At 72.2% G+C, this 21,962-nt stretch carries 19 protein-coding genes; 11 read left to right on the top strand and 8 right to left on the bottom strand.

Annotated features, from left to right (window positions below):
• The first annotated feature begins 55 nt into the window (after positions 1-55).
• On the top strand, positions 56-907 hold the full coding sequence (gene purU / locus OHA05_RS15925; RefSeq protein ID WP_313945704.1) for a formyltetrahydrofolate deformylase: 852 nt from the start codon (positions 56-58) through the stop codon (positions 905-907).
• 58 nt (positions 908-965) lie between these two features.
• Here the strand turns inward: purU and OHA05_RS15920 are convergent, their stop codons facing one another.
• The 3 genes from OHA05_RS15920 to OHA05_RS15910 are packed head-to-tail and all read right to left on the bottom strand — an operon-like array spanning position 966 to position 7,050.
• Positions 966-2,252: an extracellular solute-binding protein gene (locus OHA05_RS15920; protein ID WP_328860975.1), complete on the bottom strand. Its 1,287-nt coding sequence runs from the start codon at positions 2,250-2,252 to the stop codon at positions 966-968.
• Positions 2,249-3,448, bottom strand: coding sequence for a hypothetical protein (locus OHA05_RS15915; protein ID WP_328860974.1), 1,200 nt, complete (start codon positions 3,446-3,448; stop codon positions 2,249-2,251). Before OHA05_RS15915 ends, OHA05_RS15920 begins: the two co-directional genes overlap by 4 nt.
• Entirely contained in the window at positions 3,445-7,050 is a 3,606-nt protein-coding gene (locus OHA05_RS15910; RefSeq protein ID WP_328860973.1) for a tetratricopeptide repeat protein, read from the bottom strand. The genes OHA05_RS15915 and OHA05_RS15910 overlap by 4 nt, the downstream gene beginning before the upstream one ends.
• Positions 7,051-7,191: 141 nt before the next feature.
• On the opposite strand from OHA05_RS15910, the gene OHA05_RS15905 reads away from it, so the two are divergent.
• Entirely contained in the window at positions 7,192-7,497 is a 306-nt protein-coding gene (locus OHA05_RS15905) for a trypco2 family protein (RefSeq protein WP_328860972.1), read from the top strand.
• A gap of 41 nt (positions 7,498-7,538) precedes the next feature.
• Here OHA05_RS15905 and OHA05_RS15900 read toward each other — a convergent pair whose 3' ends face one another.
• A complete protein-coding gene (locus OHA05_RS15900; RefSeq protein WP_313945709.1) occupies positions 7,539-8,831 on the bottom strand; it encodes a zf-HC2 domain-containing protein in 1,293 nt (430 codons plus the stop codon).
• Complete coding sequence (locus OHA05_RS15895) at positions 8,828-9,409, bottom strand: sigma-70 family RNA polymerase sigma factor (RefSeq protein WP_327683077.1); 582 nt, start codon at positions 9,407-9,409, stop codon at positions 8,828-8,830. Before OHA05_RS15895 ends, OHA05_RS15900 begins: the two co-directional genes overlap by 4 nt.
• Positions 9,410-9,664: 255 nt before the next feature.
• On the opposite strand from OHA05_RS15895, the gene OHA05_RS15890 reads away from it, so the two are divergent.
• Both OHA05_RS15890 and OHA05_RS15885 read left to right on the top strand, forming a co-directional pair.
• On the top strand, positions 9,665-10,039 hold the full coding sequence (locus tag OHA05_RS15890; protein WP_313948964.1) for an STAS domain-containing protein: 375 nt from the start codon (positions 9,665-9,667) through the stop codon (positions 10,037-10,039).
• Positions 10,040-10,140: 101 nt separating this feature from the next.
• Positions 10,141-10,656: an EF-hand domain-containing protein gene (locus OHA05_RS15885; RefSeq protein WP_313945711.1), complete on the top strand. Its 516-nt coding sequence runs from the start codon at positions 10,141-10,143 to the stop codon at positions 10,654-10,656.
• A gap of 34 nt (positions 10,657-10,690) precedes the next feature.
• On the opposite strand, the gene OHA05_RS15880 is transcribed toward OHA05_RS15885, so the two are convergent.
• The gene (locus tag OHA05_RS15880; RefSeq protein ID WP_328860971.1) at positions 10,691-12,187 is read right to left on the bottom strand and encodes a class I adenylate-forming enzyme family protein; all 1,497 of its coding nucleotides are present in this window, start codon (positions 12,185-12,187) and stop codon (positions 10,691-10,693) included.
• A 195-nt stretch (positions 12,188-12,382) separates the two neighbouring features.
• Here OHA05_RS15880 and OHA05_RS15875 point away from each other — a divergent pair, with 195 nt between their 5' ends.
• The 4 genes from OHA05_RS15875 (at position 12,383) to OHA05_RS15860 (ending at position 16,468) form a co-directional block, all read left to right on the top strand.
• On the top strand, positions 12,383-13,573 hold the full coding sequence (locus OHA05_RS15875) for an amidohydrolase family protein (protein WP_313945713.1): 1,191 nt from the start codon (positions 12,383-12,385) through the stop codon (positions 13,571-13,573).
• Entirely contained in the window at positions 13,573-14,706 is a 1,134-nt protein-coding gene (locus OHA05_RS15870; RefSeq protein ID WP_313945714.1) for an acyl-CoA dehydrogenase family protein, read from the top strand. Before OHA05_RS15875 ends, OHA05_RS15870 begins: the two co-directional genes overlap by 1 nt.
• A gap of 2 nt (positions 14,707-14,708) precedes the next feature.
• Positions 14,709-15,611 (top strand): acyl-CoA dehydrogenase family protein, encoded by a 903-nt coding sequence (locus OHA05_RS15865; RefSeq protein WP_313945715.1) that lies wholly within the window; start codon positions 14,709-14,711, stop codon positions 15,609-15,611.
• Between the two features lie 389 nt (positions 15,612-16,000).
• Positions 16,001-16,468, top strand: coding sequence for an ATP-binding protein (locus OHA05_RS15860; protein ID WP_313945716.1), 468 nt, complete (start codon positions 16,001-16,003; stop codon positions 16,466-16,468).
• Positions 16,469-16,668: 200 nt separating this feature from the next.
• Here the strand turns inward: OHA05_RS15860 and OHA05_RS15855 are convergent, their stop codons facing one another.
• Positions 16,669-17,595: a cyclase family protein gene (locus tag OHA05_RS15855; RefSeq protein WP_313945717.1), complete on the bottom strand. Its 927-nt coding sequence runs from the start codon at positions 17,593-17,595 to the stop codon at positions 16,669-16,671.
• A gap of 82 nt (positions 17,596-17,677) precedes the next feature.
• Between OHA05_RS15855 and OHA05_RS15850 the strand changes: the two genes are divergently transcribed.
• From OHA05_RS15850 to OHA05_RS15840, 3 genes are read left to right on the top strand one after another with little or no spacing between them, the layout of a single operon-like run.
• Complete coding sequence (locus OHA05_RS15850) at positions 17,678-18,589, top strand: SDR family oxidoreductase (protein ID WP_328860970.1); 912 nt, start codon at positions 17,678-17,680, stop codon at positions 18,587-18,589.
• A gap of 55 nt (positions 18,590-18,644) precedes the next feature.
• On the top strand, positions 18,645-19,799 hold the full coding sequence (locus OHA05_RS15845) for an acyl-CoA dehydrogenase family protein (protein ID WP_328860969.1): 1,155 nt from the start codon (positions 18,645-18,647) through the stop codon (positions 19,797-19,799).
• Entirely contained in the window at positions 19,796-20,845 is a 1,050-nt protein-coding gene (locus OHA05_RS15840) for a Zn-dependent alcohol dehydrogenase (RefSeq protein WP_328860968.1), read from the top strand. The genes OHA05_RS15845 and OHA05_RS15840 overlap by 4 nt, the downstream gene beginning before the upstream one ends.
• A gap of 77 nt (positions 20,846-20,922) precedes the next feature.
• Here the strand turns inward: OHA05_RS15840 and OHA05_RS15835 are convergent, their stop codons facing one another.
• Entirely contained in the window at positions 20,923-21,918 is a 996-nt protein-coding gene (locus tag OHA05_RS15835; RefSeq protein WP_443043701.1) for a GlxA family transcriptional regulator, read from the bottom strand.
• Positions 21,919-21,962 lie beyond the last annotated feature (44 nt).

Here is a 21,962-nt window from a genome sequence, read left to right as displayed (position 1 = left end):
GTCCGTCTGACGGACGGCGTCCGGTGCGGTGTGGCGGATATGGCACCCTACGAGGATGACCGACCAGTACGTCCTGACGCTCTCCTGCCCCGACAAACAGGGCATCGTGCACGCCGTGTCGAGCTATCTGTTCATCACGGGCTGCAACATCGAGGACAGTCAGCAGTTCGGGGACCGGGACACGGGTCTGTTCTTCATGAGGGTCCACTTCTCGGCCGAGGCGCCGGTGACCGTGGAGAAGCTGCGCGCCAGTTTCGCCGCCGTCGGTGACGCCTTCCAGATGGACTGGGAGATCCATCTCGCCGAGGAGCGCATGCGGATCGTCCTGATGGTCAGCAAGTTCGGCCACTGCCTCAACGATCTTCTCTTCCGCTCCCGGATCGGCGCGCTGCCGGTGGAGATCGCGGCGGTCGTCTCCAACCACACGGACTTCGCCGAACTCGTCGCCTCCTACGACGTGCCGTTCCACCACATTCCGGTCACCAAGGACAACAAGGCCGCCGCCGAGGCGCAGCTGCTCAGCCTGGTGCACGCCGAGAACGTCGAGCTGGTCGTGCTCGCCCGCTACATGCAGGTGCTCTCGGACGACCTGTGCAAGCAGCTCAGCGGCCGGATCATCAACATCCACCACTCCTTCCTGCCGAGCTTCAAGGGCGCCAAGCCCTACCACCAGGCGCATGCGCGCGGTGTGAAGCTGATCGGTGCGACCGCGCACTACGTGACGGCCGACCTCGACGAGGGCCCGATCATCGAGCAGGAGGTCGAGCGGGTCGGCCACGAGGTCACCCCGGAGCAGCTGGTGGCGGTCGGACGCGACGTGGAGTGCCAGGCGCTGGCCCGCGCGGTGAAGTGGCACGCCGAACACCGCATCCTGCTCAACGGCCGCCGTACCGTCGTCTTCGCCTGACGCCTGACGCCTGACGCCTGACGCCTGACGCCTGACGCCCGACGCCCGACCCGAGGCGCTACGGTGCCGCCGCCGGGCTGTCGCAGAGGTCGTCCAGGACGAAGGCGTTCTCCGCCTCCTGGAGCTTCCGCTCCGCCTCCAGCTGGTCCAGCAGCCCCGGCAGGACCTTCTCCTTGTCCCCGGCGCCCAGGAACTCCAGGACGGCGCGGTAGAACGCGTCCCGCAGCGTCGGGGGCATGGCGTCCGAGGCGTCCATGCAGATCTGGCGCGAGCCGTCGATCAGCTTCTGGACCGCCAGGGTGCTTCCGGACTGCGGGGTGCCGCCGACCGGGGTCCCGGGAAAGAACGGACGCTCGCCCGCCGGCGCCGCCTTCACCCAGTCCTCGCGGGCCTGGCGGGAGGTGAGCCGGCCGAGCAGGTCCCAGGCGGCCGCGCTGGGCCTGAAGACGGCCGCCATGTCGCCCGAGACCTCGTACGCGCCGTCCGCCTCGGCCGACTTCATGCCGAGGAAGCGGGCGGTCGGGGTGGGCAGCACCGGCGGCACCTCGTCGTCGTAGTGGCGGCGGATGAACGACCCCTGGTGCTCGTAGTCGCAGCGGCCGCTCTTCAGCAGCCCGCGGCGGCCGTCCGGAAGCCGCTCGAAGGAGGAGTTGAGCCCCTCCGCGCCGAGGTCCCCCTTGCCGTCCGCGATCAGCTCGGCCCACATCCGCCAGGCCGGCGCGGTCTCCTTCCACGGCATCCCGCCGGTCGCCCACCGCTCGTACTCCGTGTCGCCCAGCTGCTGGAGCAGCAGGTCCTCGATCCAGTCGGTGCCCGGCCAGCCCGACGTCGCCCCGGAGCCGAGGCCCAGGCACCAGGGGCGTTCCCTGGTCGCCTGGCCGGCCGGCTTCCCGCGGCTCCACACCAGGGACTTGAGATCGACCCTCACGGGCGCCCAGTAGGCGCGGGTACGGGCCTCGCCCTGCTCGTTCTCGACGGTGACCGTCGGTGCCCACGGCGGGACCGCGGCGCCCGACACCTTCTCCGGCAGCGGGTACGCGTCCCCGGCGAGGGCGAACTCGGCGGCGTCCCCCGGGCTGTTGAGGATCGCCATGTCCGGCGGCGCGCCCGCCTGGAGCTGGGCGACGAGCGTCTCGCGCAGCGAGCGGGTGCCCTTGTAGACGTAGGTGAGACCCGTCCGCTTCCCGATGCTGCGCAGGACGTCCACGAACGGCTTCTCCTCGCCGTCGGTCCACGAGCCGAGGATGACGAGGGTGCGTTTCTCGGCCGGGTCGGAGCAGCCGCCCGCGGTCAGCGTCGCCGCGGTCAGAAGGATGCAGGCGAACAGGGCCCTCAAGCGCTTCATGCGTCCGGGTACTTCCGTCGGGGGCGGGCGGGCGGATAGGGGCGGACGTAGAGGTAGAGCGTCACACCGCAGGCCAGCGCCCCGGTCCCGGCGGCGGCGGACGCGATGCCCGCCGTCAGCGACCAGGTGTCGGGGGTGGCGCCGCGCATCACCGTGTCCGTCCGGCGTGCGGTGGCCTCGATCAGGCGCGGCGCCTCACGGCCGGCCGTGACCCGTTCCAGTACGCCGAGGTCCCTGCGCACCTGGTCCTGCGCGCCGTGCTCCTCCGCCCCGGCCACGGCGAGCAGGACCGGAGTGACCAGGACGGGCACCGCGGCCGCCGCGAGCTGCACGCTCACCAGCCGCAGCCGGTCGCGCAGGAAGACCGAGGTGCCGACGAGGACGAAGGCGAAGAGGGCGGTGGCGAGGGCCGCCGCGGCCGCGGCCGTGAGGGTCAGCGGGCTCCAGGCCGCCAGCTCGTCGTTCTCGCGGTGCAGTTCCCTCTCCAGTCCGGCGATGCGGTCGAGGATGGAGGTCGGCGGCATCTCGTCACTGTCGGACACCGTGCCCACGCGTCCGCGGAGCATGTCGTCGGCGTAGGCGACACCGGCCTTGCGCAGCACGGGCGTCGCGCGGTGCCGCTCGGCCCAGGCGATCTTGTCGCCGTACCCGACGACCAGTCCCGACACCACGCGCAGCTCCTGCTCCTGCGCCTTGCGCAGGGCGCCGGACTGGGCGACCCGGCCGAGGCTCTGGGTGGCTTCCGTGAGCCGGGAGCGGTAGGTCTCGCCGAGTGCGACCATGCCGGGCCGGTCACCGGTGTTCAGCCGGGTACTGGCCTGCGCCTGGGCCAGTTCGAGCGAGGTGCGGGCGCGGGCCAGGTCCACCAGCGCCGGTGCGCACCGGTCCCGCAGCCGTTCCGTGCGGTCGTGGATGTCGGTGTACGCGGCTCCCGAGAGCGCGAGGGCGATCACGGCGAGCGCGGGCAGCACCACCATCCGCCGGCGCAGGAACCCGGCGGTGGGGGTGCCGCCGCCGGCCCGTCCCGACGCCCGCAGCCACAGCTCGGGGAACAGCCGCCGCAGCGCGTGCAGACCACGCACCGCAGCGGGCCGCAGCCGGGTCCGTGCCGCGCGCAGCCGCACCACGGCCCACCTGCCCGGCCGCGACCGGGCCGGCGCCTCCTCGGCGGTTTCGGGCGGGCGCAGCGCGGTCATGCCTCCTCCCCGGACGTCCGGGGCCGCCGCACGACCTGGGGGAGCCAGTCACCGGCGGTCCGGCGGGCGCGTTCACGGGTGCGCCGGTCCCGCTGGTGGCGCACGCCCAGCGGCCGGGTGCGGTACGCGTTGTCCAGCAGCGCCTCGGCGAGTGCGGCGTCCTCCGGGTCGTCGGTGCGGGGCACCTGTTTGGCGAGCCGGCGGTAGCAGGCGGACAGTTGCTCGCGCAGCTCCCGTTCGCCCGCCGGGACCGACGCCGCGGCGGGCAGCGCGGACCGCAGCTCCGCCAGCGGGTCCGCGGCCGTGCCCTTCTCCCGTGCGCCGCGGACGAGTTCGAGCAGCAGCTCCAGCAGTTCGGCGGTGAGCCGTTCGTAGGCCTGCCGGTCGGTGAGCCCTTCGTGACTGACCAGCCGGCGCAGGGCGGCGTACGCCCGCACCGCTGACGCGGTGCTCGGCGCGGAGCCGTCCGCGGGCAGGCTCGCGTGGATGCGGACCATCGCGGTACGGGCCGCGGTGCGGTGCCGGGAGTCCGGGGGCACGCCGTCCAGCGAGGCCAGGGCCCGGTCGGGGCTGCGGCGCGCGAGATGGATGCGGGCGAGTCCGAACGCGGCGCTGCCGAGCGCGTGGTTGCGCCGCCAGACCGCGTCGTAGAACCGCATGGCCTGCTCCTCGTGGTGGTCGCGCTGCTCCTCGTGCTCGGCGGTGTGCGGTTCGCCGGACCGCCACAGGTCGGCGAGTTTCTCGTGGCAGTAGCCGAGCGCGAGTTTGGGCGCGTACTCGCCGGGGATCGCGCTGTAGACCTCGTCGAAGCAGTTCAGGGCCTGGCGCAGCCTGCCGTGCGCGAGTTCGTTCAGGCCCTGGTGCCAGTCCAGGCGCCAGTCGAACCGGGCGCGGTCGCCGAGCAGCCGGCGCGCCCGCTCCAGCTCCATCCCGGCGGCGACCAGATGCTTGTCGGGCTGCCGCACCTGGTCGCGGGCGAGCTCCAGATGCAGCCGGCAGCGCAGCAGATGCAGTTCGGGCGAGCCCAGCCATTCGTCGCTGAGCTGGAGCAGACCGGCCGGGTCGGCGTACGAGGTGCGCTGGAGCTCCTTCCAGTTGGGGTCCTCGCGGTCCGCCTTCGGTACCGGGAGCGCGACCGCGACCTCGGCGGGGCCCGGCACGCCCGCGCCGAGCGGCAGGGCGAGTCCGCTGCCGGAGCGCCAGCGCACGAGCGGCGGGGCCTTGCCGAGCTGGCCGTCCAGTGCCGAGGCCGCCGGGTCGAACAGCGGTGAGGGCTCGAAGGTCTCCTCGCCGAGCCGCAGCGACCGCAACTCACGCAGAACTCCGCGAAGTTGGAGGGACATCTCGTCGGCGGAGGCGTAGCGGCGCTTGGGGTCGGGTGCCACCGCGCGGCGCAGGGCCCGCTCCAGCGACTCCGTGCCGAGGTCGGCAGGGGGCGCCGGAGCCTTCGCGAGCAGGTCGCCGAGCACGGCGCCGACCCCGTACAGATCGCCCGCGGTGGTCATCTCCCCGCCCGGGCCGGTCTCCGGCGGCCGGTGGCTGACCGGACCCGGATCGCCCGGCTTGCGGACGCCCGCGACGTCGATGAGCTTGATGCCGCTGCCGCAGTGCAGCACGTTCGTGAGCGAGAGGTCCCCGTAGACGAGGCCCTCCTGGTCGTGGAGGTAGCTGAGCGCGTCCAGGATCTGAAGTCCGTAGACGACGATGAACTCCCGCAGCCGGGGCCCGGAGAACGGCGGATCGTGCTGGGCGATCCGCGCGGCGACCCACTCCAGCGGAGCGCCGTCGGCGAACTCCATCACGATGAACTCCGCCGAGGTCGACGGATGCCGGGCGTAGTTGACCACCCGGATGACCGACGGATGGTTGAGGCTGACCAGCCGTAGCCGCTCGCGGTGCGCCTGGAGCACCGCGACGGGATTGCCCGGGTCGAGGATGCCCTTCAGCGCCACCGGGCGGTTGTCCAGCAGCAGATCGCGGGCCAGATAGACCTGGCCGTGGCTGCCCTGCCCGAGCGGGCCCACGACCTCGTACTGCTGGTGCAGCCGGTCACCGCCCGTCAGATGGTGTCCGGTGGAGCCGATGACGAGCGCGTCCGGGTCGCGCACGGCCACGGACGGCAGATCGGTCAGCCCGTCGCCGGGGAGCTCCACGGCGAAGTCCCGCGGCCCCTGCGGCCCGGCGAGTGCCGCCTCGGCGTTCTCCGCCTCCAGCAGCGCGGCCTCGACGGCGACGGTGAGCTGGAACAGTGCCTGCGGAAGGGCCTTCGTGCCGTGCAGCGGGCCGCCTTCACGCAGCCTCCGCAGTTCGTCCCGCAGCCGGCGTGACTGTTCCTCGGGAGGCCGCGGGCGGGGCAGCGCGGCGGACGGCGGCAGGTGCCGTAAGCGCTGCTCGGTCTCGGCCAGGCGGGTCAGCCGGACCGCCAGCCGTTCGACGCGGGTGCCGGGCCAGCCCGCCTCCAGCAGCTCGTCGCGCACCCGCTCCAGCAGTGGGGACTGCGGATCGCTGAAGACGAGGAGCAGCCGGCTGTCGTCCCGGGCGAGCACGGCGCGCAGCAGCGCCACGATCTCCTCGTCCGGCGACGCCGAGCGGTCGACGGCCAGGAACGCGGTGCTCAGCGGCGGGGTCTCCGCGGCGATGCGCTCCAGCAGCGCGGTACGGGGGCCGCCCGAGGACGGCGCCCTGTCGAGGCCGATGCGTTCGGCCGTCAGCCCGGCGAGCTCGTCTGCCGTGCGGTTGGTGGCGTCCACGGCGATGTCGATGCCGCCGATCTGCGGTTCGCCCGCCGTGCTCCCGGAGGCGGACGGCGGGCTCTGCTCCCGGTCGGCGAGGGTGAGGGCGCTGCGGATGGTGAACAGCAGCGCCTGCTCGCCCTCGCCCGCGAACAGGACCTCGACCGGGTCCGTGTCGGGAGCGCCGTCCAGCCAGTGCGTCATCCGGCGGTGCAGCCCCGGCACCCGGCCGGACGCGGTCCGTTCGGGCGCCACGGCGACACCGGCCGAGACGGCCTTGGGCCCGGTGACGGTGATCCCCAGCCGCTCCAGCGGCAGATGCTTGAGCACCGTCTCGGTCGGGATCATGTACGCGTGCTCGCGGCGGACCGGGGCCTCCGGGGTGCCGAACTGGTGGGCCAGGATGCCGAGGAGGCGCCGTGAGCCGCTGTGGACGACACCACTGCCGCTGTAGCCGTGGCGGACGGTGTAGGGCGCGCCGTCGGGGTCGAGCTGCACCCACTCCGCCCGGTGGCCGGGGCCGCCGCGCCCCATCAGCCGCGCGGTCAGATGCTCGCCGCCCGGCAGGTCCTCCGGATAGCCGGTCAGATGGACGGGGTTGCCGGGCCCGGGCACCTGGCGGTGCAGCACGGCATGCGGCACGGCCGGCTCGTGGTCGAGCTTGAGCAGTGCGAGATCGCCGGCGAACTCGGTGGTGGGCTCGACCAGATACTCCTGGAGCACCCGGGCCCGCAGCGGTTCGGGCTCCGGTCCCGGGGCGGCCGGCACGTCGACGTACACCGTGTCGAAGGGGATGCGACCGCCGTCGAGGCCGGGCCGGGACAGCACGGTGTGGGCGCAGGTCAGCACCAGTCCCCCGGGGAGCAGCACCCCCGCACCCAGCGGACGTCCGGAACGGTTCTGCGTACGGAACAGGCAGACCCGCCAACTTTCCTCTTGCGACGATGAGTTGGACGTACGCAACGGCTCCCTCATACTGCTCAACGATAACTACAGGGAACGGGGGGCGCGATGGCTGAGCGTGACGAAGGCGCGGTGGTGGGGCTCGCCGAGGTGATCGGCCAGGTCCGGGACGAGCTGGAGCAGGCGCAGCTCGCGGGCGAGGGCCGCAATCTCAAGTTCAGTGTGGAGAAGGTGAATCTGGAGTTCGCGGTGCAGGTGCGGCGCGAGGGCAGTGGCCGCGCGGAGCTGAGGATCGGCGTGCTCACCGCGGGCGGCGGCGGATCGGCGGCGCGCGACACCACGCACACGATCCAGATCGAGCTCAAGCCGCAGGGCAGGGGCGGCAACCCGAACCTGATGGTGGGCGGGGAGTAGGACTCCTCCCGCCCGTCCGCACCTCGGGGTCCGCCCCGGCCTCAGAGTCTGCTCAGCGAGGCGGCGGCGAACAGGACGTCCCGGATCGCCTCGCGGTCGCCGTCCTGACCCGCGGCGGCCTCCTCCGGTGGTACATGACCGGCCACCAGTCTGCAGAACTCGACTCCGTCGAGCGCGACTTGCGCCACCGCCTGGTCGGGTGAGCCGACGGCGGCGGGGGAGTCCAGGGCGATGTACCAGTTGCCGCCGCCGGCGCCCTCGACCTCCAGATGCAGGGAACGTCCCGGGGCGCCCGCCGCGACCAGATGCCTGGCCGGCCCGGCGAGACCGGCACGTCTGCGGCCGGCGAGCGCCGCGGGCAGCATCCGGGCCGCGAGGTCGATCATCCGGTTCAGATGGGATCCGCTCGGCGGGTCGTACGGATAGTCCACCGCGTCCGCGATGTCGTCGGCGTGTATCCAGCACTCGAAGGCGCGGTCGAGGAGGGAGTCCCGCAGCGGCAGCGCGAAGTCCCCGTACGACACGGACAGTTCGGCCACCCCGCGGCCCGCGAAGGACACCGTGCGGATCAGGGTGTGGCTCTGGTCGCGCCACGGCTCGTGGACGGCGCGGGTGGCCGGTTCGTCCGCGCCCCAGAACGCCTCCGTGCGCTCGGTCGGCCCGCCCGCCGGTGTCCGCCCGAGCGGATCGTCCAGACCGAGGGCGCCCGCGACCAGGCCGTCGACCGTCATCAGATGCCCGATGACCCCGGCGACGGTCGTCCGCCGGCTCGCCGCGCTCTCGCCCTCGAACCATTTGAGCCGGACCGGCGCATGCCACTCGGACTCGCCGATGTCCCGCAGCAGGGCGTCCAGCCGGGCGGTCTCGGCGTCGTACGGGTTGGCCCACACGGGCACGGGGATACGGGCCGGCCTGCGGCCCAGGCAGTTCTCCAGCACCCGGAACCGCAGCAGCGGGTCGAGATCGAGATCGCGGTCGGTGTGCAGCAGCCCGACGGCGTCCCGCAGCCGCAGCGCCTCCTCCGCGCAGGGGGCGCAGTCGCCGAGGTGCTCCTCGACGGCCGTGGTCTCCTCCGGGGAGCAGGCGGACAGTGCCCAGGCGCCGAGCAGGGACTTGAGCACGCTGTGGGACAGCCGCTCCTGCGTCGTGTGCCCGGAGTCGCCGGTCTGCGCGGGAGGCGCGGGCCTGGCGTCCTCCTGGGGCGGCGGCACGGTCAGATCCCGCGCTTCGAGGTTGTCCGCGGCCGCCCGGGGCCCGGGTATGCGGGGAGCGCCCCGCACCTCGTCGCGTGCTTCGTCGTCATCGCCGCGGCCGCCGTCCAGGGGCCCGCTCACAGGGAGCGTCCGTATCCGGGCGGTGACGAGCCCTCCAGAGGGCGGGTGTGGGCGGTGGAGAGCAGTTGCAGGCCGAGCCGCAGCCGGCGCCGGGCCTCGTCCTCGGTGACCCCGAGGTCGGCGGCCGTCTGCCGGTAGTCCCTGCGCTGGAAGTACGCCAGCTCCAGCGCCGCGCGCAGCGGCGCGGGCATGGAGGTGACGATGTAGTCCGCGCGGGCCGCCACGGCCGCCCGGCGCACCTTCTGCTCCAGTTCCTCGGTGGAGCCCTCGCCGGCGTTCGCCAGCGCGGCCGCCTCGGTCCGGCGCAGCCGGTGGACGGCCTGGCTGTTGGTGAGCTTCGCCACCCAGGAGCGCAGGGAGCCCTGCTTGGGGTCGTAGGCCTCCGGGTTCTCCCAGATGTAGCCGAAGACCTCGCGGGTCACCTGGTCGGCGGCGGTGTCGTCGTCCAGCACCCGGTGGGCGAGCATGTGCACGAGCGAGGCGAACCTGTCGTAGAGCTCACCGAGCGCGGCGGCCTCGCCCCGCGCCAGCCGCTGCTGCATCCTGCGGTCCCAGCGCGGCGGTGTGTCCTTTGCCATGCGGCCCCCAAGCCTCGCCCCTGCGCACTGCCCCTGTGCCTGTCGCCTCTTCGAATGTAATGCGCCTGCACGAGGACGCACGCCCCTTTGCGTCAAGTGCGCCCCCGAAGGGGTTCTCGGATGGTAGGGACTGACACCATCGTGGAACTGCCGCAACCTCGGTGTTTCGGGCCAGGGCCGTTGGGAAGGCGGACAGGAAGCTCAGATTCCGGTACCGGCGGTACAGACGCAAGGACACCAGGAGAGGCTCCGATGGTGATGCTGAAGGTGGACGAGGACCGGCAGGGCGCGTGGACCGTGCTGCACGTCAGCGGGGAGCTCGATCTCGTGTCCTCACCAGTGGTCCGTCAGCATGTGCACGAGGCGGTGGCCGAGGGGCACCGGGACGTGGTGCTGGATCTCTCGGGCGTGCAGTTCTGCGACTCCAGCGGCGTGGGCGTACTGATCGCCTCCCGCCGGCTGCTGCACTCCTGTCGCGGCCGGCTGCGGCTGATACTGCCCGCCCGCGGCGCCGAGGAGGGTTCGCACGTCAACCGCGTGCTGGCCGCTCTCGGCGTGCGCCGGCTCTTCGATGTGTACGAGGACACCGCCGCGGCCACCGACGAGAAGGCCGCACCCCTGTCCGCCTGAGCCTTTGCCGGCGGCTTCACCCGGGGTCCTTCCGCATGTCGCTTCCACGTAATTGGCTCAGTACGTGCACGCGGCAGCCGTCGGGGCCGTACTCTCCCCGCATGGACAGCGCAGAGTACGAGCGCAAGATCGCGTCTCGCTTCGCCGCCTTCGACCAGGACGGCAACGGCTATATCGACCGTGAGGACTTCAGCGGGGCGGCCGCACGGCTGCTCGCCGAGTTCTCCACCAAGGCACGCTCGGACAAGGGTCAGGCCTTGTACAGCGGTGCCGAGGCGTTCTGGCAGGGAATGGCGGGAATTGCCGATGTGGACGGGGACCAGCGGGTCACCCGCCAGGAGTTCATCACCGGAGCGGTGAAGAGACTGCGTGACAATCCGCAGCGGTTCGCGGAGATCGCCCGCCCGTTCCTGCACGCCGTGATCGCCATCGCCGACGAGGACGGCCAAGGGGTCACCCCGTCCGCGGCGGAGCGGGTGATGCGGGTACTCGGTGTGGACGAGTCGCGCGCGTCGCAGGCGGCGGCCGCGCTGGACGCGGACACGGACGGGCGGATCAGCGAGGAGGAGATCCTCACGGCGTTCGCGGCGTACTACGTCACGCCGGAGCACCCCTAGGGGATCTCCGCACCCCGGACACGCACCGGTCTCCTCACGCGTACCGTTCCCTGAGCTTGTACTTGAGCACCTTGCGCAGGGTCTCGTTCCGGGGGAGGGCGCTCACCACCTCCAGCTGCTCGGGCAGTTTGTACGTGGACAGGCCCTCCCCCCGCAGATACGACGTCACCGCGTCCAGCGTCAGCTCCGGTGCGCCCGCAGCCTGTTCCACGACCGCGCACACCCGCTCGCCGCGGTCCGCGTCCGGCAGCCCGATCACCGCCGCGTCGGCCACCCCGGGATGCCCGTGCAGCAGGTCCTCGATCTCCTGGGCGGAGATGTTCTCGCCCTTGCGGATGATGACGTCCTTCAGCCGCCCGGTGAGTACCAGATGGCCGCTCCCGGTCAGCCGGCCGAGGTCCCCGGTGATCAGGAAACCGTCGGCGTCGAAGACCTGCGCGGTCTGCTCCGGGTCCAGATATCCCTGACAGACCGCCTCGCCGCGCAGCCGCACCTCGCCGTCGACGATGCGGATCTCCATGCCCTCCGGCGGCCGGCCCTCGGTGGTGGCGAGGTTCTCGTCGGTGTCGTCGGGCGAGCCCATGGTGATCATCGGCACCTCGGTCATGCCGTAGCCGTGGGTGAGCCGGCAGCCCATCTCGCGGACGACCGCGTGGTACAGCTCGGGCGGTTTCGGCGCACCGCCGCCGGCCAGCAGCCGCAGGGTGGGGATCAGCTTCTCGCCCGGCTGCTTGCGCTGTTCGGCCAGGAACATCGAGTAGAACGCCGTCGAGCCGCCCGCCGTCGTCACACCGTGCTTGCGGTAGTCGTCCAGGGCGTCGGGCAGGGCGAACGTCTCGAAGAGCACCGCGGGGAAGCCGTACAGCAGCAGCATCACCAGGTAGTCCGCGCCGCCGATGTGCGCGAAGGGGAAGGCGATCGAGCCGACGTCGTCCTCGCTCAGATGCAGCGCGTGGGCGAGACAGGAGCCGCCCGCGATCAGTGAACGGTCCGTGTGCAGCACGCCCTTGGGGTCGGACGTGGTCCCGGAGGTCCAGTAGATCCAGCGCACGTCACCGCCCTCGGCCGGGGGCGGCGGCAGCACGGAGGGGTCGCCGTCCGGCAGGGTGCCGTAGGCCTCGAAGACCCCCCGGGCGCCGATCCGCTCCGCCATCGCGGTGTGGTCGAACCCCCGCCACGAGCCCGGTACGGCGAAGTGCTCCGCCTCGGCCGCGTGCAGCGCGAAGGAGACCTCGCGGTCCCGGTAGAACGGGATCACGGGCGACTGCACGGCGCCGAGCCGGGCCAGCGCCATGGACAGCAGCACCGTCTCGATCCGGGTGGGGAGCTGCCAGGCGACCACGGTGCCGGGCCGAACCCCGCGCCCGAACAGTCCGGCCGCGACCCGCTCGGCCCGGTCGAGCAGTTCGCCGAAGGTCAGGGTGCGGTCGCCCTGGATCAGCACCGGCCGGTCGGGGGTGAGTGCGGCCCTTCGCCGCAGGAGCTCCCACAGCGTGCGGGATGCGGCGAGAGCGTGCGCGGTCTCGTTCATGGCCGTACAGCCTCCAGACCTGACGGGTAGTCAGACAGTGGCGAGAGCGTAGAGCTCTCCGCCTTGTCGGTCCAGGGGTGCGGGGCTAGCCTGCTTTCTGACGGGTCATCAGATATGGCTCGGACGCGGCATCGGACACGGCATCGGACCCGGCATCGGATACGGCTTTCTCCCGGGCACGGCGGAGGGGACACCATGGCTGAACTTCCTCGGATCGTCAGCGTCGACGACCATGTGATCGAACCGGCACACCTCTTCGAGACCTGGCTCCCCGCGAAGTACCGCGACAGGGGTCCCAAGCCGCTCACCGCGGGCATCGGCGAACTGGCCTACGTCGCCGGCAAGTACCGGATCACCATGGACCCGGACGGCCCGCCGACCGACTGGTGGATCTACGAGGACCTGAAGTTCCCGTACAAGCGCAATATCGCGGCGGTCGGCTTCGACCGCGACGAGATGACCCTCGAAGGCATCACCCGCGCCGAGATGCGCCCCGGCTGCTGGGACCCCAAGGAACGCCTGAAGGACATGGATCTCAACCATGTCGAAGCCTCGCTCTGCTTCCCCACCTTCCCCCGGTTCTGCGGGCAGACGTTCGCCGAGGCGCACGACAAGGAGGTGGCCCTCGCCTGCGTGCGCGCCTACAACGACTGGATGGTGGAGGAGTGGTGCGGCGACAGCGGCGGCCGGCTGATCCCGCTGTGCATCATCCCGCTGTGGGACATCGAGCTCGCCGTCGCCGAGATCAGGCGCAACGCGGCGCGGGGCGTACGGGCCGTGACGTTCTCCGAGATCCCGACCTATCTCGGGCTGCCCTCGATCCACTCCGGCTACTGGGACCCGTTCTTCGCGGTCTGCCAGGAGACCGGGACGGTCGTGAACATGCACATCGGCTCGTCCTCGCAGATGCCGGCCGCGTCCCCCGACGCACCGCCCGCCGTGCAGGCCTCGCTCAGCTTCAACAACGCCATGGCCTCGATGATGGACTTCCTCTTCAGCGGCGTGCTGGTGAAGTTCCCCCGGCTGAAACTGGCGTACAGCGAGGGCCAGATGGGCTGGATCCCCTACGCGCTGGAGCGCGCGGACGACGTGTGGGAGGAGCACCGGGCATGGGGCGGGGTGCGCGATCTGATCCCCGAGCCGCCCTCGACGTACTACTACCGGCAGATGTTCTGCTGCTTCTTCCGCGACAAGCACGGCATCGCCTCGCTCGACGTCGTCGGACGGGACAACGCCACCTTCGAGACCGACTATCCGCACGTCGACTCGACCTTCCCGCACACCAAGGAGGTCGCGCTCGACCACGTCAAGGGCCTCGACGACGAGACGATCCACAAGCTGATGCGGGGCAACGCGATCCGGATGCTGGGCCTGGACCTCGACTGATGGACCTCACGTACACGGCGGAGGAGGAGGCGTTCCGGACCCGGCTGCGCGACTGGCTCGCCGCCTCGCTGCCCACCCTGCCGCCCGCACCGTCCCCGGACGACTGGCCGGGACGGCGGGCGTACGACACCGCCTGGCAGCGGATGCTGTACGACGCGGGCTACGGCGAGGTGCACTGGGACGCGGCCCCGACGCGGCGGCTGATCTTCCTGGAGGAGACGGAACGCGCCGGGGCGCCCTACGTGGGCGCGAACTTCGTGGGTCTCCTGCACGCCGGACCGACGATCGCGGCGGAGGGCACGGCCGAGCAGCGGCAGCGCTGGCTGCCGCCCATCCTGCGCGGCGACGAGATCTGGTGCCAGGGCTTCAGCGAGCCGGACGCCGGATCCGACCTCGCGTCCCTGCGGACGAAGGCCGTCCGGGACGGCGACAGTTACATCGTCACCGGCTCCAAGATCTGGACCTCGCACGCCGAGGTCGCCGACTGGTGCGAGCTCCTCGTCCGCACCGGCCCCGGCACCCCCAAGCACCGGGGGATTTCCTGGCTCGCCATGCCCATGGACGCGCCCGGAATCACCGTACGGCCGCTGCGCACCCTCGCCGGGTCGGCCGAGTTCGCCGAGGTGTTCCTCGACGAGGTCAGGGTGCCCGTCGCGAACCGGATCGGCGAGGAGAACGACGGCTGGCGCGTCACGATGGTCACGCTGTCCTTCGAACGCGGCACCGCCTTCGTCGGCGAGGTCGTGGCCTGCCGCCGCACACTGGGCGAACTGGCCGCGGCGGCCCGCGGGAACAGCCGCTGGGACGACCCGGCCCTGCGCCGCCGGCTGGGCCGCCTGCACGCCGAGTTCGGCGCGCTGTGGCGGCTGATCCAGTGGAACGTGAGCGAGTCCCAGGCGACGGGCGGAGTCCCGGGCGTCGGCGGGTCCGTCTTCAAGCTGCGCTACTCGCACGCGCGTCAGGAGCTCTACGAGGCGGCGGCCGACGTGCTCGGGCCGGACAGCCTGGACCTGTCCCGTGCGTGGACGCCGGAGCGGCTCTCGTCGTTGTCCTACACGATCGCCGCGGGCACCTCCCAGATCCAGCAGAACATCATCGCCGAGCGCATCCTCGGCCTGCCGAAGGGTCCGTGACGGTGGACTTCCGACTCACCTCCGAACAGCGGGCGTTGCGGGCAGGCGTACGGGAGGTGCTGTCCCGCCTGCTGCCCGAGGACCCGGTGCCCGGCGGCCCCGGGCCCGGTGACCCGGTGCCCGCACCCCGGCTGGACCGCGCGCTGTGGCGGGAGCTCGGGCGGGCCGGGTTCTTCTCGCTGCGGCTGGACGAGAAGGAGGGCGGCGCCGGCGGCGGACTTCCCGAGGCGGTCCTCGTCTTCGAGGAGGCCGGCCGGGTCCTGTTGCCCGGCCCGCTCGTCGCCACCCACCTCGCCGCCGGAAGCGTGGAGGGCGCCGCAGCCGGCGAGACGGTCGTGACCCGGGTGGACGGGGTCCTCGTCCCGTGGCTGGACGCGGCCGACCAGGTGCTCGGGGACGCCACCGGGGCCGTACCGCTGCGGTCGGTCGATCCGCTCACGCCGCTGCACCGCGTTCCCCGGCCCGCCTCCGCCGCCGAGGGCACGCACGACGGCGTGGCCGCGCTCCTCACGGCCGCCGAACAGCTCGGCAGCGCCGCGTGCGCCACCGACCGTGCCGTGCGACACGCCACGCAGCGCGAGCAGTTCGGCCGGCCGGTCGGGGGCTTCCAGGCGGTCAAGCATCTGTGTGCCCAGATGCTCGTACGTACGGAACTCGCGCGCAGTGCCGTCTACGCGGCCGCCGTCACCGGGGACCGGACGGAGATCGCCGGGGCCAAACTCCTCGCGGACGACGCCGCCGTGCGCAACGCCCGTGACTGCGTCCAGGTCCACGGCGGCATGGGCTTCACCTGGGAGGCCGGTGTCCATCTGCATCTCAAGCGGGCGTGGGTCCGGGCGCAGTTGTGGCCGACCGCCGGGGAAGCGGCGGACATCCAGGCGGAGGCGCTCGCCGCGCTGCCGTGATGCGTCACCCAGCGTCGATACCGGGTTGTGTCCTTCGGGGGTCTCGTCACGGGCCGTTGCGAGGCCCGGCCTCCGGTACGCTCCGTCAGATGCGAGTGGTTCCGAGGCGGGGCGGTCACGGTGTTGCCGGTGCGGTGGCTCCGAGCCCGGGAATGTGCGCCGCTCGTCCCCCTGGGGGACGGGTCGCGAGCCTCTGTTCGACTCCCCGCAGCGTGCGTCGCACAGTATGCACCACGGGTACTCCTTCGCGCTGGAATATGCCCGAAGCGCTTGTTGCGGTGACTGTACGTCAACCATGCTGTCTCGTAAGAGAGTCACGTTCGGTGACCTGGACGAGGACCCTGTCGAGGCGCGAGGCGATGTGTCCGCCGGTTCGGATGGTGTGAGCGGTGCAGGTGCTTCAGGTTCAGTTGGAGGTCGGGCCCGATCCCGCGGAGGTGAGCCGGGCCCGTAGATGGGCTCGCTCGCGACTCGTCGGATCGGGCATAGGGGACGACGAACCGCTCGCCGACACCTTGATCCTGCTGATCTCCGAGCTGGTCACCAACGCCGTGGTGCACACCGGCTGTCCGGCCGTCCTGCGCATGCTCTTCGGCGCGGGTGCCGCCGAGGCCGGCACGGTGCGGGTGGAGGTCGCCGACATCAGCGCCAGGCCGCCGCAGCCGCGGCACGCCGAGGGCGAGGACACGGGCGGCCGCGGGCTCGAACTCGTCGACGGCCTCGCCGACCGGTGGGGCTGGCAGCGCGAGGGCACCGGCAAGTCCATCTGGTGCGAGGTCGACCGGTGCGCGGCACCGGCGGCACCGGTCGTCCGGTTCGAGCGGGAGACGCGAGGCTTCGCGACCGCGCAGCAGTAGCGGCCCCTCGGCCGTAGATCGATTCACGGGTCTCCGCTCAAGGGGCCCGGTTCACACAGCTCCCTTTTCCGATGCCCGCTGCGGCATGACCACGACACCGGCACGGGCGAAGTCCCGGCACAGGCTCGGTTTCCGGGCGGATGCGGCCCTCCGCACGGACGCGGACACCGACACGGACACGGTCCCGGGCGCAGTCCGGGTCACAGGACGGCGACCGGTGCGACGGGCGTCCCCGTACCGCCGACGAACGGCTCGGGCATCGCGGAGAGCAGGAACGCGTAGCGCATTTCTTGTGCACAGGCTGTGGACAAACTTTCCAGATTCCAGTTCTGGCCCTGAAGCATGCCCATCTCGACCAGATCGAGGGCGTGCACCGCCAGCCACAGATCCTCGATCTCGGGCGGAAAGATCTCGAAGGTGAGGGTGTCGTTGGCGACGGCCGCGACATCGTGGGCGTGGAACCACTCGGGCGTGCGCACGGACAGCCCCGGTGACGGATACCCGTAGCCGTGCTTGTCGCCGCCGAGGGCGAGCTGGATCTGACCCGTCCGTACGAGCACGATGTCGCCCGCCCCGACGGTGACGCCGCCGAAGTCCGCGGCCTCCTCCAGGTCCTCGGGTGTCACGGCGTGGTCGCCGGGCAACCGGTCCAGCCCCTTGGCGCGGGCGACGTCGAGCAGCACACCCCGGGAGACGACGTACGGGACCTTGTCGATGCCGCTGAACCGGGCGCGGGTGTGTGCCGTCACGGTGTCGGCGGGCCGGCCGTTGTAGATCCGCCCCGAGTGGGAGGCGTGGGTCAGGGCGTCCCAATGGGTCGCCGCCTGGAGCCCCATCGTCACGATGTCGTCGCTGGTCGCGACCGTGCCCGGGCCGAACAGCTCCTGGTTGATCTGGACCATCGCATGCAGCGGGTTCACCCGGCCCGGGATGAGACCGGTCTGGATGCCGTCCTGGTGGAGGGGCAGGGCCAGCGGGACGCGTCGGCCGGTGCGGACGGTCGCGGCCGCGGACCTGACGACCTCGTCGGTGATCAGGTTGAGCGTGCCGATCTCGTCGTCCTCACCCCAACGGCCCCAGTTGTTGACGCGTTTGGCGATCTCGTGGAACTCCGCTGGCAGGGACATCGCGCCTCCTGGGGCTTGTGCTCGACCGTCCGGCTGACCGTAGAATCTAACGGTCCGTCAGAAACCGCGGGAAGGGGCCGGCGTGGGGAACTTCTTGGCAGGCAGGGTCGTCGCCGTGACAGGCGCCGGACGGGGCATCGGACGCGCCGTCGCGCTGGCCGCCGCCGCGGAGGGAGCGCGGGTCGTCGTCAACGACTACGGCGTCCCGGTCGGGGGCGGTGAGCCGGAGTCCGAGGTCGCGGCGTCGGTGGTCAAGGAGATCGAGGCGGCGGGCGGTTCGGCCGTCGCCGTCGCCGACGACATCGCCACGATGGCCGGCGGGCAGCGGCTCGTGGACGTGGCGCTCGCCGAGTACGGACGGATCGACGGCGTCGTGTGCGTGGCGGGCATCCTGCGTGAACGGATGCTCTTCAACATGTCCGAGGAGGAGTGGGACCCGGTCGTCGCGACCCACCTGAAAGGCACCTTCACCGTCTTCCGCGCGGCATCCGCCGTGATGCGGAAACAGGGGTCGGGCACGCTGATCGGCTTCACCAGCGGGAACCACCAGGGATCGGTGGCGCAGGCGAACTACTCGGCGGCCAAGGGCGGGATCATCTCGCTCGTCCGCAGCGCGGCCCTCGGGATGCACAAGTACGGAGTCACGGCCAACGCGGTCGCGCCGGTCGCCCGCACCCGGATGTCCGCGAACGTGCCCATGGAACTCAAGGAGATCGGCGAGCCGGAGGACGTCGCGGCACTCGTGGTCTATCTGCTCTCGGAGCGTGCCCGCGAGGAGCGGATCACCGGCCAGGTCTACACGGTCGCCGGCCCCAAGATCGCGGTGTGGGCGCAGCCGAGAGAGCTGCGCGCCGCCTACGCCGACGGGCCGTGGACGCCGGAGCGGATCGCGGACTTCCTGCCGGGGACGGTGGGCGTGGACCCGATGCCGATGCTGGCGCTGCTGGAGGAGCAGGCGCGGGCCGCGGCCGAGGGGAAGCGGCCCAACGTGTGAGAGAGCCGGGCGCCCCGCCGGCGCCCGCACGTCGTCGCCACAACGGGAGGTCCGCATGGACGACCAGGCGTTCCGGGAGAAGGCACGCACCTGGCTGGAGAAGCACCTCGGCGCGGGCCACCCCGAGGGGCGGGCGTGGGAGCGAGAGCTCGGACGGGACGGCTGGGTCGGTCTCGGCTGGACCGAGGACGGATACGGCAACCACCGCGCAGATCTCACCCAACAGGTCGTCTGGGCCGAGGAGTACGCCCGCTCCCGAGCCCCCTCCCGCGTCGGCCACATCGGCGAGAACCTCCTCGGCCCCACCCTCATCGCCTTCGGCAGCCCGGAGCAGAAGGACCGCTTCCTGCCCGCGGTCGCCCGGGGCGAGGAGCTGTGGTGCCAGGGATACAGCGAGCCCGGTGCCGGGTCCGACCTCGCGGGGGTCCGGACACGCGCGGTCCGTGAAGGCGGCACGTACCGGATCAGCGGCCAGAAGATCTGGACCTCCCTCGCCCAGGACGCCGACTGGTGCTTCGTCCTCGCGCGGACCGAACCCGGCTCCGCCCGGCACCACGGCCTGTCCTTCCTCCTCGTCCCGATGGACCAGCCGGGCCGCATCGAGGTGCGGCCCATCCGCCAGATGACCGGCACGAGCGAGTTCAACGAGGTTTTCTTCGACGGCGCGAGCGCCCGCGCCGAGCATCTCGTCGGCGGCGAGGGCAACGGCTGGCGCGTCGCCATGGGGCTGCTCGCCGTGGAGCGGGGGGTGTCGACGCTCGTCCAGCAGATCGGGTTCGAGGAGGAGCTGGGGCAGGTGATCCGGACCGCCGTGGCGAACGGCGCCGTCGACGACCCCGTCGTCCGGGACCGTCTCGTCCGCCAGTGGGCCGAGCTGCGCACCATGCGATGGAACGCCCTGCGCACGCTCGGAGCGCCGCAGGACCGCCCCGGAGCCCCCGCGGCCGTCGGCGCCCCCAGCGTCGCCAAGCTGCTGTGGGGCGGCTGGCACCAACGTCTCGGGGAGCTGGCGATGGCGGTACGGGGTGCGGGCGCTGCCGTCGGCCCGGGGGACTGGAGCGCCGAGAACCCCTACGAACTCGACGCGTACCAACGGATGTTCCTCTTCAGCCGGGCCGACACCATCTACGGCGGCTCGGACGAGATCCAGCGCAACATCATCGCCGAGCGCGTGCTCGGCCTGCCGAGGGAACCCAGGGAGCCGAGATGAGAGGCGTCGTTTTCGACGGCACACAGCCCCAGGTGGTCGACGATCTGGAGGTACGGGACCCGGGTCCCGGAGAGGTCCTGGTGGCGATCGCCGCCGCCGGGCTGTGCCACAGCGATCTGTCGGTGATCGACGGCACCATCCCCTTCCCCACGCCGGTGGTGCTCGGCCACGAGGGCGCGGGCGTCGTCGAGGCGGTCGGCGCGGGCGTCGTCCACGTCGGGCCGGGGGACCATGTCGCGCTGTCCACGCTCGCCAACTGCGGTGCCTGCACGGACTGCGACCGCGGCCGCCCCACGATGTGCCGCACGGCGATCGGCCGGCCCGGCCGGCCCTTCAGCCGCGGCGGCGCCCCGCTGTTCCAGTTCGCCTCCAACTCCGCTTTCGCGGAACGCACCGTCGTCAAGGCCGTCCAGGCGGTGAAGATCCCGTCCGACATCCCCCTGACCTCCGCCGCGCTGATCGGCTGCGGCGTCCTGACGGGCGTCGGAGCCGTACTGAACCGGGCGAGGGTCGACCGCGGCGAGAGCGTCGTCGTCATCGGCACCGGCGGCATCGGGCTTAACGTCCTCCAGGGCGCGCGGATCGCGGGAGCGTCCACGGTTGTCGCGGTGGACTCCAACCCGGCGAAGGAGGAGGTGGCGCGGCAGTTCGGGGCGACGCACTTCCTTGCCTCGGCCGCGGGCGTACGCGAGATCCTGCCGACCGGCGCCGACCATGTCTTCGAGTGTGTCGGCAGCACCGCGCTGATCCGGCAGGCGATCGACCTGCTGGACCGGCACGGGCAGGCGATCCTGCTCGGCATGCCGGCGCCGACGGCGGAGGCGTCGTTCGTCCCGGCGGCGATGTTCCTGGACAAGTCCATCCTGGGCTGCCGCTACGGCTCGTCCCGTCCGCAGCACGACATCGCCCTGTACGCCGATCTGTACCGCCAGGGCCGGCTGCTGCTGGACGAACTGGTCACCGAGACCTATCCGGTGGAGGACTTCGCGAAGGCCGCGGACGACGCGCACCACGGGCGGGTGGCGCGCGGGGTGCTCACCTTCTGAGCCGCGGCGGGCGGTCTCCTCCCGGCCGTCCGCCGTCCCTCGGCCCACGCCCGCCGCCGGGATACGTCCGCCGGCTCTCAGCCCGCGGCCGCCCCGGCGCGGAACGTCCGCCGGTAGACGGTCGGCGCGACGCCGAGCACCGCCTGCAGATGCTGGCGCATCGACTGTGCCGTACGGAACCCGGCGTCCCGGGCCACCTGGTCGACCGAGAGGTCCGTGGACTCCAGCAGATGCCGGGCCCGCTCCACGCGTTGCTGCGTGAGCCACTGGCCCGGACTGACACCGACCTCCTCGCGGAACCGGCGGGTGAAGGTCCGCACGCTCATCGACTGCCGCTCGGCCATGTCCCGCAGCTGGATGGGCTCGTGCAGCCGGCCGAGCGCCCAGCCGCGAGCGGTGGTCGTCGTCGCCGACTGGGCCTCGGGGAGGGGGCGTTCGATGTACTGGGCCTGTCCGCCGTCCCGGTGCGGGGGCACGACGGTCCGGCGGGCCACGTCATTGGCGACGGCGGTGCCGTGGTCCCGTCGCACGATGTGCAGACACAGGTCGATGCCGGCGGCCACGCCCGCCGAGGTGAGGACGTCGCCGTCGTCGATGAACAGGACGTTCGCGTCGACGCGGACGGACGGGAAGAGCCGCTGGAAGTGCCGGGCGGAGGACCAGTGGGTGGTGGCCGGCCGGTTGTCGAGGAAGCCGGCCGCGGCGAGGACGTAGCCGCCGGTGCAGATGGACACGAGGCGGGTGCCGGGCCGGATGTGCGCGAGGGCGGCGGCGAGTTCCCCGGTGAGCCGGCCCTCCTCGTACACCGGGCCCAGCTCGTACGAGGCGGGGATCACCACGGTGTCGGCGGTGGCCAGCGCCTCGGGGCCGTGCTCGACGTGGATGTCGAAGTCGGCGTCGGTTCGGACGGGGCCCGGCCGGACCGAGCAGGTGACGATCTCGTACAGATGGCGGCCCTGCGGGTCCTTGGCGCGGCCGAAGATCCGGTGCGGAATGCCCAGCTCGAAGGGGAGCAGCCCGGTGAGGGCCAGGACGACCACACGGTGCCGGGGGTGCGCTGCTGCCATGTCCATGGCCCGATCCTATCGAAGCCTGTCCTTCGGGCCACTCGTTGTGC

It is taken from the genome of Streptomyces sp. NBC_00306 (assembly GCF_036169555.1).
GTDB lineage: Bacteria > Actinomycetota > Actinomycetes > Streptomycetales > Streptomycetaceae > Streptomyces > Streptomyces achmelvichensis.
Note: the sequence above shows the minus strand (reverse complement) of the source record. Positions and strands in the feature narration are given on the sequence as shown.